2 protein-coding genes are annotated in these 15,011 nt (G+C 64.3%); both read left to right on the top strand.

Translation table 11 applies throughout. The annotated features are described in order from the left end of the window. The first annotated feature begins 730 nt into the window (after positions 1-730). On the top strand, positions 731-2,401 hold the full coding sequence (locus AC3WLT_RS06220; protein ID WP_492591030.1) for a ShlB/FhaC/HecB family hemolysin secretion/activation protein: 1,671 nt from the start codon (positions 731-733) through the stop codon (positions 2,399-2,401). Next, positions 2,398-14,820 (top strand): hemagglutinin repeat-containing protein, encoded by a 12,423-nt coding sequence (locus tag AC3WLT_RS06215; protein ID WP_492591029.1) that lies wholly within the window; start codon positions 2,398-2,400, stop codon positions 14,818-14,820. Before AC3WLT_RS06220 ends, AC3WLT_RS06215 begins: the two co-directional genes overlap by 4 nt. Positions 14,821-15,011: the final 191 nt, after the last annotated feature.

The raw sequence follows: 15,011 nt of genomic DNA, 5'->3' as shown, positions 1-15,011 counted from the left end.
ATGGGCGTTTTGAAAAGCCGAGTCTGAAGTACCTCTTATTCGTAATGTAAACGAAAGAAAATTGTTTAAATAACTTGCTAAAGATTCTCGTCAATCTGCCGACATTCGTAATACAAAATCCAGATCTGAATTCTCTGGTTCCGAAAAATCAAGCAGAACAAGAGCCCGCATGTACGAGCGGGGCGGGGGTTGTTGTATGGAAAGTCGGCATCAGTTTCGGCTCCCCAGTTGCGGGAGCTGGCGCGCCATTCAATTTTCTACCTGTCTGATAGCGTTCCTTCCGCTTGTTGGCAGAGCGTCGCGGCTCGTCCAGTTGCCGTCGTTGCTCGGCGGAACCGCGTTCTAGACGATTTCCAAATACGTCGACTGATCACACATCCGGGAGCGGGCCATGCGTTCCCGGATGTCGTGAGGCAGTTCGTCTTGCGAGTGCAGGCGATTGTGTCAGGCACCGAATTTTTTTGAGCGCAATGGCGTCGACTTGCGATGCCTCCATCAGGCGAATCAATGATCGCGGCACAAGCCCCGTCACGCGGGAATTTGGCCGTACGCAGACCAGATAAAGACAAGAATGAGTCAATGTCGCATTACGCCCGTATCGGGTAAGCCTCGGGGAGCGCTGACGTCAAGCCGTGCAGCGTGGCTGATTCGTCGCTTCTGGATCTCGCGCACTCAACTTGCCCTGTTGGCGTGCGCGCTTTCACCAGTCGCACATGCGCAAACTTCCTCGGTGCTGGATACGGAAGAGCAGCGCCGACGCGCGCAGCAACAGGCGATCGAGCGCCAGCGCCAGGAGCAGGCGCCCAATGTCAATTTGCAGCAGGCGGCGCCGTCCGGGGTAATCGACGATGGCCGGGTGCCTGTCGAATCGCCGTGCTTCAAACTCGACACGATCACGCTGGCGGTCCCGGACGGACTCAGTGACGCCGTAGAAGCGGCCGGGGCGCGTGCGTTGTCGCCGAACCCGCTGTTCCCCGGTCCGCTCACGTTCGCTTCCTCTTATCTGCAGCGCTATCGCGGCCAATGCGTTGGGCGCGAAGGTCTCAACCTGATCGTGCATCGCGTGACGGCGCGCATCATCGAGAAGGGTTATTCGACAACGCGCGTCGTCATCGCGCCGCAGGATCTGTCCACCGGCAAGCTGAAGCTCCAACTGATCCCTGGCGTAATCAGTGCGATTCGCTTCGCCGATCCGTCGACGTACGGGACGTGGCGCAACGCGTTTCCGACGAGGGCGGGCGATCTGCTGAATCTGCGCAATCTCGAGCAAGGCCTCGAGCAGATGAAGCGCGTGCCGAATCAGGACGTCGACATGCAGATCGTGCCGGGACCGTCGACCGGTGAAAGCGACGTCGTGATCTCGGTCAAGCGCACGAAGCCGTGGTCGCTCTCCGTGAGCGCCGACGACAGCGGGCTCAGGTCGACCGGTCAGCTGCAAGGCAGCGCGAGCCTGACTCTCGACAATCCGCTTGGCCTGTCCGACCTCCTCAACATCAGCTACAACCACGACATCAACGGCCATACGAGCCAATACGGCACGCACGGCAGCAGCGCGTATTACTCGATCCCCTGGGGTAACTGGACATTCACCGGCACGGCCAGCCAGTACGACTATCACCAGCAGATCGCGGGCGCGTTCTCGACGCTGGTATCGAGCGGCAAGTCCAGCACCTTCGACGTCAAGGCGGAGTACCAGTTCTATCGCAATCAGATGCAGAAGAACATGGTCGAATTCCGCGTCGGCAAGCGCTTCAGCGAAGCGTCGATCGACGGCACGGAAATCGAGGTCCAGCACCGCGACAACAGCTACGCGGAAGTTGGCTGGGAACACAAGCATTACCTCGGCGCCGCGCAATTCGATAGCACGGTCGCCTATCGGTGGGGCGTGCCGTGGTTCGGTGCACAGCAGGATTTGTCGAGCGTGGCCACGGGCGCGCCGACCTACTACTACCACATGGAAACGGTCGACGCGACGTTGAGCGTGCCATTCGCCATCGCGGGTTTTCCGCTGCGCTATACGGCAACGGTGCGGGCGCAGAACACGCCCAACGTGCTGTACCCCACCGAATACTTCTCGATCGGCAGCCGCTATACGGTGCGCGGTTTCGACGGCAACACGATGCTGGCTGCCGAAAAGGGCGTGTTCATGCGCAATGACCTGGAGATTCCTTTTGCGCGTTTCGGCCAGGCACTGTACTTCGGCATCGACGGCGGCGAGGTCTTCGGTCCCGAAGCGAAAAACCTGCTTGGCCGCCGCCTGGCGGGGGTCGTGATCGGCCTGCGCGGCAGTGCATTCAAGCACGTCAGCTACGACGTTTTCATCGGCGGTCCGTTGTACCAGCCGGCCCGTTTCCCGAACCACTGGCCGGTGGCGGGCTTCAGCGTGAGTTTCCAGCTATGAACAAGAATATCTATCGCGTCATTTTCAATGCGGCTCGTGGCGTCTGGACGGCTGTGCAGGAAACAGCAACGGGTACTGGAAAGGGGCGCTCGGCCGGCACGCCTTGTAGTACGCATCGTCGCGCGCCTTCGATGCGCGCACGTGTGGGCTTCGTCGACATGCTGTCGATGCGGCACGTCGCGTTCGCGGCATTGTGCGCGCTCGGCATGCAGCCGCTGTGGGCCGACGCGCAGGTGGTCGCGGCGCCCACGTCCGGCAGCAGGCCGGCCGTCGGCGTGACGGCCAATGGGCTGCCGATCGTTCAGATCGCCACGCCGAATGCGGCCGGCGTTTCAAACAACCCCTACACGCAGTACAACGTCGGCCCGTCAGGTTTGATCCTGAACAATTCGGCAAGTAACGTGCAGACCCAGCTCGGGGGGTACGTGACGGGTAACCCGAATCTCGGCGCCGGCAGCGCGCGCGTCATCGTCAACCAGGTCGTGGGGGGCAACGCGAGCCAGTTGCTGGGCTACACCGAGGTGGCAGGCCAGAAGGCCGAGGTGGTGATCGCCAACCCGGCCGGCATCTACTGTAACGGTTGCGGCTTCATCAATACGAGCCGCGGCATTCTGACGACGGGCACGCCGGTCTTCGGCGGCACGGGCAGTCTGGACGCGTTCCACGTGACGGGCGGCCAGATCCAGATCGGCACGGCCGGCCTGAACGGCAGCAACGTCGACCAGGTGGACCTGATCGCGCGCAGTGTATCGATCAACGGCAACGTATGGGCAGGCCAGTCGCTCAACGTCGTAGCGGGCAACAACGACGTGCGCCATAGCGACCTGAACGCGCAATGGCTCGGCCCGGACGGCAACAGCCCGGGCGTGGCGATCGACGTCGCGCAGCTGGGCGGCATGTACGCGGGGAAGATCCGGCTCATGGGCACGGAGACGGGTGTTGGCGTGAACAGCGCGGGCACGATTGCGTCTCAATCTGGCGATCTCCAGCTCAGCAGCCAGGGCAAAGTGACCCTGTCGGGCACGACAAGCGCGAACGGCAATGTGGCGATTTCCAGTGCCGGTGACGTGGCGAACAGCGGCTCCGTCTATGCGACGCAGAACACGACAGTCAGCAGCCAGGGCCAGGTGGGTAACAGCGGCAAGGTCGCCGCGCTCGGCAACACGGCCGTGACGGGCGCCGGTGTGAATTCGAGCGGCGCACTGGGCGCGGGGATCGACGCGAACGGCAACGTGACGGGCGCCGGCAGTCTCACGGTGACGGGCGCTGGCGCCGTCAGCGCCACCGGGCAGGAGATGGCGGGTGGCAATCTGGCCCTGTCGGGCAGCAGCCTGAACATGGCGGGCGCGCAAACACTGGCCAAGGGCAACGTGTCGTTGACGGCGACGGGCGCCAGCGGCGATACGGGCAACATCGTCCACACGGGCGGGGCGCTGCAGGCGGGCGGCAGTTTGACGGCCAACGCCGCGGGGACCGTTTCGAACGACCAGGGGCAGGTGAGCGCGGCACAGCTGAGCGTGACGGCGGCCAGTATCTCGAATCGCGCAGGTGTGTTGTCACAGACTGGCTCCGGTGACACGACGCTGGCTGCATCGGGTGCGTTCGACAATACCGGCGGCACGGTCACGACGAACGCGCAGAACGTGACTATCCGGTCGGGTAGCCTGACCAACGCGAGCGGGCAGATCAGCCAGGCCGGCACGGGCGCGCTGAACCTCCAGACCGGTGCGCTGGACAACAGTCACGGCAGCATCGCCACGAACGGCCAGGTGACCATCGCGGCTGCGAGCCTTGCCAACGGGGCGGGTTCGATCACGTCGACCCAGGCGCTCGGTGTGACGTCGGGCGGCGACATCGACAATACGGCGGGCCGGCTCGAAGCGGGTGGTGCGGTGAACGTATCGGCCGCAAACGTACAGAACACGGCCGGGCGCATCGTGTCGGAAAACGCCGACGGCCTGACGTTGTCGGCGAGCGGCCAGATCACGAATGCGGCAGGTACGACCGCACAAGGCGCGACGGGCGGCGTGATCGGTGGTAATGGCAATGCGACGATCCACGCGGCGTCGCTGACGAACAGCGGGACCGTCACCGCGGCGCAAAGTCTGGGCGTGACGACCTCGGGCGCGCTCGACAACAGTGGTGGCACGTTGAACGCCGCAGCGCTTACCGCGAATGCCGCTTCACTCAAGAACGCGAATGGGGCAATCAGCGCCAATACCGTCTCCGTGACGGCACCGCAGCTCGATAACAGCGATGGTCAGATTACCGCGAACCAGTTGACCCTGAATGCCACGAATCTGACGAACGAACAGGGTGCGCTGACCCAGCTCGGTTCCGGGGCGATGAGCCTGGGCGTCAGCGGCGCGCTCGACAACTCGAACGGCGGCGTCATCCAGACGAACAGCACGGACCTGACGCTCGCGCCGGCAACGCTCAACAACAATGGCGGCAAGATCACGCATGCCGGCACCGGCACATTGACGATCGATTCCGCTAACGGCACGGGCGCGGTCACGAACGTGGGCGGCTCGATCATCAGTAACGGCCGGACGGCGCTGTCCGCAGGTAGCGTCGACAACACGAGCGGGACGATTAGCGGTCAGACAGGACTCGCTGCGACGGTCGCCGGCGCGCTGAATAACACGCACGGCCAGCTGGAAGCGAATGCCGACCTGAGCGTCGCGAGCGGCGGTGTGCTCACCAATGCCAGCGGCACGATCGCCGGGACAGGCAACGGCTCGGTGCAGGCCGCCTCGCTCACGAACAGCGGCAGCATTACGGCGGGACAGAATCTGGGCGCCACTGTCAACGGGGCGTTCGACAACAGCGGCGGCACGTTGAGTGCACAGACGGTCACGACCCATGCCGCCTCGTTCAGGAACGCCAGCGGCGTCGTCAGCGGCGGTGCGCTGTCCTTCATCGTGCCGCAGCTGGATAACAGCAGTGGCCGGATCATTGCCAACCAGCTGAATCTGACGGCCACGAACCTGACGAATGCGCAAGGCTCGCTGACCCAGCTCGGGTCCGGCGCGATGGGGTTCGGTGTGAGCGGCGCGTTGGATAACTCGAACGGCGGTGTCATCCAGACGAACAGCACGGATCTCACGCTCGCGCCGGCAACGCTCAACAACAACGGCGGGGCAATCACGCACGCCGGCACGGGCACGTTGACAATCGACGCCGCCAACGGTGCGGGCGCGGTCACGAACGTCGGCGGCACGATCATCAGCAACGGCCGGACGGCGCTTTCCGCGGGCAGTGTCGACAACACCGGCGGAGCGATCGGCGGTCATGCCGGCCTGGTCGCGACGGTTTCCGGTGCGCTGAACAACACGCACGGCCAACTGGCGTCGAACGCGGATCTTGGCGTGTCGAGCGGCGGCCTCCTGACGAACGCCAGCGGTGTGATTGCTGCGACGGGCAATAACTCGGTGCAGGCCGCGTCGCTGACGAACGGCGGCAGCATCACAGCCGGGCAGAATCTCAACACCACCGTCAGCGGCACGCTGGACAACAGCAACGGGACGTTGAGCGCGCAGACAGTCACAGCGAACGCCGCATCGTTCAAGAATACGAACGGCGTGGTGAGCGGCGACGCGGTGTCGATGACGATTGCGCAGCTCGACAATAGCAATGGCCGGATCACCACGAACCAACTCGGTGTCACCGCGACGAACCTGATGAACGAGCACGGCTCGATCACGCAGCTTGGGACTGGCGCAATGGGGCTCGGCGTGAGCGGCACGCTCGACAACGCCAACGGTGGCGTGATCCAGACAAAAAGCACCGACCTGACGCTTGCGCCCGCGACATTGAACAACGACGGCGGAACCATTACGCATGCCGGGACCGGGACGCTATCGGTCGATGCAGCCAATGGTACGGGTGCCGTCACCAACGTCGGCGGCTCGATTGTCAGCAACGGGCAGGTCGTGCTGAACGCGGGCAGCGTGGACGACACGGGCGGGACCATCGGGGGGCAGTCCGGGCTGAGCGCGACGGTTGCCGGCGCCCTGAACAATACCCGGGGACAACTCGAATCGAACGGGAACCTGAGCGTCACGAGCGGCTCAGCCATCACGAACACCAACGGCACGATCGCTGCGTCGGGCAATAACACGGTGCAGGCCGCGTCGCTGACGAACGGCGGCAGCATCACGGCCGGACAGAATCTCAATACCACCGTCGGCGGCACGCTGGACAATAGCGGCGGGACGTTGAGCGCGCAGACGGTCACAGCGAATGCCGCGTCATTCAGGAACACGAACGGCGTCGTGAGCGGCAACGCGGTGACGATGTCGATTTCGCAGCTCGACAACAGCAATGGCCGGATCACCACGAACCAGCTTGGTGTCACCGCGACCAACCTGACGAACGAAGGCGGATCGATCACGCAGCTCGGAACCGGTCCGATGAGTCTCGGCGTGAGCGGCACGCTCGACAACTCGAACGGCGGCGTGATCCAGACCAACAGCACGGACCTGACGCTTGCTTCCGCGTCCGTGAACAACAACAGCGGCACGATCACGCACGCCGCCACCGGCACGCTAACGGTCGACCCAGGCAATGGCACGGGGTCGCTGACGAACGTCGGCGGCAAGATCGTGACCAATGGACAGGCCGCGGTGTCGGTCGGCAGCCTCGATAATGCCGGGGGCACGCTGGCTTCGCAGGGCGTCATGACCGCGACTGTTCAGGGCACGCTGAACAACACGAATGGACGGCTGTCGTCGGGCACAGGGCTGAGCGCTACCAGCGGCGGTGCGCTGATCAATGCCGGAGGCGTTATCGGCGCGGGCGGCGCGGTGGCCGGCAGCACGCTGAGCCTGAGCGCATCGTCGATCGACAACTCGGGCGGGGCGATCACCAACCTCGGGAATGGCGCGACGACGATCAACGGCGGCAGCCAGATCACCAACAGCAATGCCGGTGGCGCGTCCGGCATGGGCTCGATCAGCGGCAACGGCGACGTGACGCTGAACGCGGCGTCGGTCTCCAACACGCAGGGCGGGCAGCTGAGCGGCGCGAACCTGCAGATCAACACCGGCAATCTGGACAATACCGGCGGGGAAATCGGCAACGTCGCAAACACGACGGGCGACGTCGGGATCGGGACGGGCACCCTGACCGATACGAGCGGCCAGATCAATGCATCCCGGAATCTGTCGGTCACCGCGAATGCGCTGGCGGGCGGCGGCACGTACAGTGCGGTCAACGATCTTTCGTTGAACCTGCAGGGGAACTTCACCACCTCGCCGAACTATCGCTTCAGTGCCGGCCACAATCTGACCTTCACGCTGCCCGGCACGTTCAGCAACGCCGGCGCTCTGTCGGCCGTGAATGGGCTCAACATCAATGCGGGCGACATCCAGAACTCGGGGGCACTGGGGGCCGGCGGTCTGCTAAGCACGCACTCGAACACGCTGACCAATACGGGCACGATCGTGGGCGGCAGCGTGTCGCTCAATGCCACGCAAACCCTGTCGAATCTCGGCACCACCGCGCTGATCGGTGCGACGGACAGCGCCGGCACGCTCGAGCTGCTCGCGCCGGACATCGAGAACCGCGACGACACGACCGCGACCGACGCGCAGGCGATGACCGCGATCTACGGTCTCGGCAAGGTGGTCCTGGCCGGCGGCAAGGACGCGAGCGGCAATTACACCAACGCGAATCTGGTCCGCAACCAGTCCGCGCTGATCCAGTCGGGCGGCGACATGGAGATCGACGCGAATCAGGTGACGAACACCCGCCGCGTGATGACCACGGGCGGCTTCACGTCGTCGGTCGACCCGGCCCTGCTGCAAAGCCTCGGCATCAGCCTGTCCGGGTGTACCGCCACGTACATGGCCGCGTGTGGGCCGGGCAATCCGCAGGTCCTGGGTTCCACGGGCGCCCCGACGATGATCGGTGGCGTGCCTACCGATCCGCCGCACGGCGGTCAGTGGAACAGCACTTACCAGTACACGACCTATACGGGCGTCGCGGTCGCCAATACGGTCGCGTCCGTCAGTCCGGAATCGCAGATTCTCGCCGGCGGCAACCTGAAAGCGTCATCGGTCGGGACGTTCCAGAACTACTGGAGCCAGGTGGCCGCGACGGGCAACATCGCGTCGCCCGCCACGATCGACCAGAACAGCTGGCAGGGCCAGACGGCGCCCCAGGTGCAGGTGACGTACTCAGGACAATATCACTACGACAACTACGACAATACCGAATACAACTGGCAGCTCCCGTTTGGCAATGCCGGGTTTGTTACCGCACGTCCGGGCGGCTACACGCAGGCGGCGCCGGCCGACATTCGCACGTATGCGCTGCCGGCGTACGAATCCTCGTTCACGGCGGGCGGTACGCTCAGCGGTACGGGCGTGACGATCAACAACACGGCGGGCAACGCGGGCGTAACGCCGCTTGGGCTCCTGCCGGGACAGACGGTGTCGGGCACCGGCGCCGGGGCGGTGAGCGGGACGATCGGTTCGCGCGGCGTGGGGGCGATTGGCGTGGGCGCGGTGAGCGGGACGATCGGTTCGTACGGCGTGGGGGTCATCGGCGCAGGCGCGGCGAGTGGATCGATTGGTACGGGCGGTGGCGTGCATCCGACCGCGGTGGCAGTCCAGGGCCGCCGCATCCTCAACAGCGGCCTCGCGAACTTCAACAATCCGACCATCGCAGCTGCGACGGCGGTCAAGGTGCTCAACAACATCACGGTGCCGCAAGGCGGGCTCTTCCACACGGATACCGCGCCGAACGCACCGTACCTGGTCGAGACGAACCCGGCCTTCACGAGCCAGCAGCAGTGGCTGTCGAGCGACTACTACTTCCAGCAGATGGGCATGAACCCCGGCCGGATTCAGATGCGGCTGGGCGACGGGTTCTACGAGCAGAAGCTCGTGCAGGACCAGATTCTGTCGATGACCGGGAAGTCGGTGCTGACGAACTACGCGAACACGCAGGACGAATTCAAAACTCTGATGACGTCGGGCGCCGCACTCGCGAAGTCGCTCGATCTGGCGCCCGGCACGGGCCTGTCGCCTGAGCAGGTGGCGCAGCTGACGGGCAACGTTGTGATCATGCAGACGCAGATCGTCGACGGGCAGTCCGTGCTCGTGCCGGTGGTCTATCTGGCGCAGGCTAGCCAGGAGAACATGGGTAACGGTCCGGTTATCGCGGCGACAAACATCGATCTGCAGAACGCGCAGACGGTCACCAACAGCGGCACGATCAAGGCGGCAAACAGCTTCGCGATCAGCGGGCAGAGCATCGACAGCTCATTCGGCACGCTGCAAAGCGGCGGGCAGATGTCGCTTGTGACGACGGGTGATGTGAACCTGACGTCGGCGACCCTCAACGCCGGCAGCCTGGCGCTGCAGGCGGGGGGTAACCTGATTCTGAACACGGCGGCGAACACGCTCAAGCAGGTGAGCGACAGCGGTGCGACGCGCGTTACGACGACGCTTGGTCCGGCTGCGAGCATCAACGTGGCGGGCAACGCGGCGATTGTGACGGGCGGCAACTTCGAGCAGGACGCGGCGACGCTGAATGTCGGCGGAGCGCTCGGGATGAACATCGGCGGTAACTGGAATCTCGGGGTGCAGCAGACCGGCGAGACGAAGGTGGTGGCTCGTGCGAACGGTATATCCGACACGCACCTTGTGAGCGATACCGGCAGCAGCGTGAAGGTGGGCGGCGTGTCCTTGATCGCCGTGGGCGGGGATCTCACGGCGACCGGCGCAAACATCCACCTGGGCGGCGGCGGGACTGTCGCGGCAGGCGGCAACGTGACGCTGCAGGCTGCGACCGCGACGTCGACGGTGGACAGCAACAGTTCCGGCAGTGACCATCACGGCAGCTACGCGGAGACGCTGCACACGTCCGACGACACGGTGACGGGCACGACGCTCAGGAGCGGCGACAGTCTCGCGATCGTGTCGGGCAAGGACCTCAACATCACGGGTAGCACGGTCTCGCTCGACAAGGGCAATGCGCTGCTGATGGCAGCAGGGAGCGTCAATGTCGGTGCCGCCACGGAAACGCATGTCGACGACTCCCACGAGACGCACAGCCATAGCGGCGTCGCGAGCAGCACCAGCGCAGTCAATCGCGTTGATCAGACGACCACGCAGGCCGATGGCAGCGCCATTTCGGCAGACGGTGTGTCGATCTCCAGCGGCAAGGACCTCAACGTGAGCGGCAGCAGCATCGTCGGAACGAACGGTGTTGCGCTCGCTGCGAAGGGCAGCGTGAACATCCTTGCTGCGACCGATACCTGGCAGGATTCTGAATTCCATGATGTCAAGCACTCGGGGCTGTCGGGAAGCGGCGGCATCGGCTTTAGCGTCGGTTCGAGCGAGCAGAAGGATCAGTACGATGCCAGTTCCGTCACGCAGAGCCAGGCGCGCAGCACGGTCGGCGCCGTACAGGGCAACGTGACGATCACGGCGGGCAAGGACGTCCATATCGGCGGCAGCGACATCATCGCGAACCAGGCGGCCGACGATGTGGCGGGCAAGACCGGGAACATCGGCATCAAGGCGCAGAACATCACGATCGATCCGGGTCAGGACACGGCGCAATCGCGGGACCAGCAATCGGCGCATTCGAGTGGCATCACCATGGCTGTGACCGGCACGCCGCTCGATACCGCGCGCAACCTCAAGGCGGCGGGTTCGTCGGGCAATGCTTACCAGCGGGGCAGCGGCATCGCGAATGAGATCACCGCGAGTACGCTCGATACGCCTTCGGTGTCGCTCTCGTACGGGCACAGCAGCAGTTCCAGCACGACCACCCAGTCGAGCCTGTCCAATGCGGGCAGCACCGTGCGCGCTGGCGGAAACGTTTCGCTGACGGCAACCGGTGGCGCGCTGACCGACGCGAAGGGCCAGCCGCTCGACGGCGACATTACCGTGACCGGTTCGACCATCAGCGCGAAGGGTACGGCGACCTTCAACGCGAATCGCAACGTCACCTTCCAGGCCTCGACCGACCAGATGCAGCAGAGTTCGCAGTCGAGCAGTTCGAGTTCGAACTTCCAGCTGGCCAGCCCGAGCCTGGGCGACCTGTCGCGCTGGATTCAGGGAGGTCCGAACACGGGCGGTGTGAGCTCGTCGCCGTATAACGCGAGCCGGAGTAGTCAGGACGGCAACTCGTCCTCGACGCAGCAGACGGCGACAGTCGTGACCGGCAACAGCGTGATCGTGAAGAGCCACACGGGCGACATCAATGTGACCGGTTCGGGCATCAGCGGGACGCAGGGCGTCGATCTGGTGGCGAGCGCCGGCGCGATCAATGTACTGGCCGGCACGGATACGAACACGAGCCACCAGGAGTCGAGCGGCCATCAGTTCGGCAGCCTGGGCAGCAACGGCAGCGGCACGGGCTTCACGGTGGGCGTGGCGAACAGCCATTCGGTGCAGGATACGGCCGGACAGACGCAGAGCACGATCCGCAGCCAGATCATCAGCGGGAAGGGCAGCGTGACGCTGGATGCGAATCAGGACATCACCGTACAGGGCGCGGACCTGTCCGCGGGCAAGGACCTGACGCTGATCGGGAAGAACCTGAATCTCGATCCGGGTACGGACGCGCAGCAGAGCAGCATGAGCCAGAGCGCGAGCCAGTACGGTGTGACGCTGGCGCTGGGCGGCGTGGCGGGAAATGCCGCTGCGGCGATCAACCAGGCGGCCGGCGCACACCGCGCGAGCGATCCGCGGCTGGCGGCGCTCGACAGCGCCAAGGCGGCGCTGGCCGTCTACGACGTGGTCAAGACGGCTGAACAACTTGCCAATACCGGGAAGAGCAGTCAGGCGCTGGTCAAGGTGACCGTCAGCGTGGGCGGCGGCAGCAGCCACGCCGAGTCGCAGCAGAGTTCGACCGTCAATGGCGGCAGCACGCTGGGCGCAGGCGGCACCGTGACGCTGGTCGCGACCGGCAGCGGCGCGAAAGACGCGAGCGGCCTTGCTACCGACGGCGACATCAATTCCCGCGGCACGCTGATTTCCGGCAACGACGTGGTGCTCAACGCCGCACGCGACATCAACCTGCAAAGCGCGCAGGACCTGGCGCACCAGACGAGCAGCAACAGCAGCAGCAATGCGAGCATCGGCGTGGGCTTCGGGGTGGGCGGCCAGCAGAACGGCTTCACGATTGAACTGGCCGCGAGCGCTGCGAAGGGCCACGCGAATGGCGACAGTATGACCAACCGCGACACGCAGATTACCGCCGCGAACAACCTGTCGATCACCAGCGGTCGGGACACGAACCTGCGCGGTGCAGAGGTGACAGGCAACACGGTCGATGCGAACGTGGGCCGCGACCTGAACATCCAGAGCGTGCAGGACACGAACAGCTACGACAGCAAGCAGGTGAGCGGCGGTTTCAACGTGAGCATCTGCGTGCCGCCGATCTGCTATGGCTCGACGGTGAGCGGCAGCGCAAGTGCCAGCGACCAGACCATCAGGAACCGCTTCCAGTCGGTGAACGTGCAAAGCGGAATCCGTGCGGGCGACGGTGGATTCAACATCCAGGTGGGGAATCACACGCAGCTGGACGGTGGCGTGATCGCGAGTACCGCGACGCAGGATAAAAACACGCTGTCGACGCAGACGTTCGGCTATACCAATCTGCAGAACACGGCCGAGTCCTCGGGTTCGACGCTGGGTGCGAGCCTGAGCGGCTCGGCGGGTGAGAGCTCGCCCGCCGGGGTGAGCTTCAGTCCGTCGAAGGACAGCCCGTACCAGAACCAGCTGGGGCCGGCGGGCCTTGGGGTGGCGGGCGTGAGCAGCAGTGCCTCGGGGACGACGTACGCGGCGGTGAGTCCGGCGACGATCACGGTGCGCGCAGACGCGGGCAGCGGGCACGACAGTACGGCGGGTCTGAGCCGTGACGTGGCGGGCGCGAACGCCGGCGCGGTGACGAACGGGTTCGACGCGCAGAAGGTGCAGAACGACATGGCCGTGCAGCAGGGAACGGAACAGGTCGGGATGCAGGTGGTGGGGGACATCGCGACGAAGCTGGAGGACCAGGCGAACCGGAACGCCGAACAGGCGAGGGCCGTCAGGGATGCGGCGAGTGATCCGCAGGATGAGGCGCAGGCCCAGGCGGATCTGGACGCGGCGAACCGGGAGGCGGCGCTGTGGGGTAACGACGGGGCGGCGCGGATCGCGTCGCATGCCGTCGTCGCGGGGCTGGGTGCGGCGTTCGGTGGGGGCAGTGTTGCTGGCGCGGTGGGCGGCACGGTGGCGGGTGATCTCGTGGGTAACGCGGTCGGCGATGCGCTGGGCGATACGGCTGGCGGAAAGGTGCTGTCGAATGTGGCGTCCGGACTGGCGGGGGCCGTGGCAGGTGGCGCGCTGGGTGGGTCGGCGGGAGCGATGAGCGGGGCGAACGGGGCCATGGGTGCGGATCTTTACAACCGGCAGTTGCATCCCCTCGAAAAGTCGCTCGCGAAGAAGCTTGCTGACGCCAGCAACGGACAATTCACCGAGCAGCAACTGGACGATGCGCTCCGGCTCTCAGGCATAAAGGGCAGTTCGATCACGCCCGATTCCGTGGCGACAGTCAACGTTGCCAACGCTGGCGCGGTTTACGACAATCCGGGTGCGAATGACTCAGGTTCCCAGTTCTTGTACGATGGCAAGTCGACGATCGGCACACAGGTCCTGCCGAGCGCTAATTCGGCGGCGATAAATTACATCATTAGTCAGACTGGCGGCGCGAATTCGCCTTACTACTGGAGTACACAGGACACGACGCCGGCACCTGTTTATTCCAGCACGCCGACGAACTACGGGTCACAGATTGGTCCGCACGGAGCAGGATATTTCTCGTGCGCAACCACCGACTGTCTGGTCTACAACGCCAACGTCGATCCGAAGAATCCGGGCACGCAAGCGATGTATCAGAGTGAAAACACTGCACTACTCGTCGGCGGTACAGTTCTGAGTGGAGCAGCGAGCCTTGTAGCACCGGAATTGGGTGCTGCAGCTATCGGCGCAAATGGCGGGGTGCGTCTCTACACTGGATCTGCGGCGGCTGCGGTGAATGCAGCTTCACAGGGAATCCAAATGTCGACAGACCCGAAGAAGGAATTTGACTTTGTTGACACGGGTAACGCGTTTTTGACGGGCTATGCAACATACGGCACAAGCGCAGCAGTCACAGTCGGCACCACAGTCGCAACGTCTCTGGCCGCTGATCTTCTGGTTAAGCCTGTGACAAATAGTAATGCTCCGAGTCTGGGAGACGCAACGGCTAATGCGGCGACAAATGCAGTATCAAGTCGTGCAGGTTACGCTCTTGGTGATGCAGCGGGAGAGATGGCTGGGCCGTTTGCTGGATCGGCACTTTCGGAGTTTCTTAACTGGGGAAGCAGCGCCTTGCAAAATTACATTTCCCCGCCGAAGACAGAGGGAAAATAGTCAATGCGAAGACGTTTGATTGTTTGGTGCCTCTTGACGAGCGCGTTTGTATCTGCGGTCCTTTTGCTGTTGCCGCTAAAGCTCGCCGCAAATCACTATCTGGGCGGTCATCCGTGGCCTAGGTGGAATGAACTTGGGTTATCCGTTTTGCTGTCTTTGCTCGGCAAACTTGTGCTGTTGGCCGGCTTGGG

Source organism: Paraburkholderia sp. FW306-2-2C-D06C, from assembly GCF_058781505.1.
The sequence above is the reverse complement of the archived record's forward strand: the minus strand, read 5'-3'. Positions and strand labels throughout refer to the sequence as shown.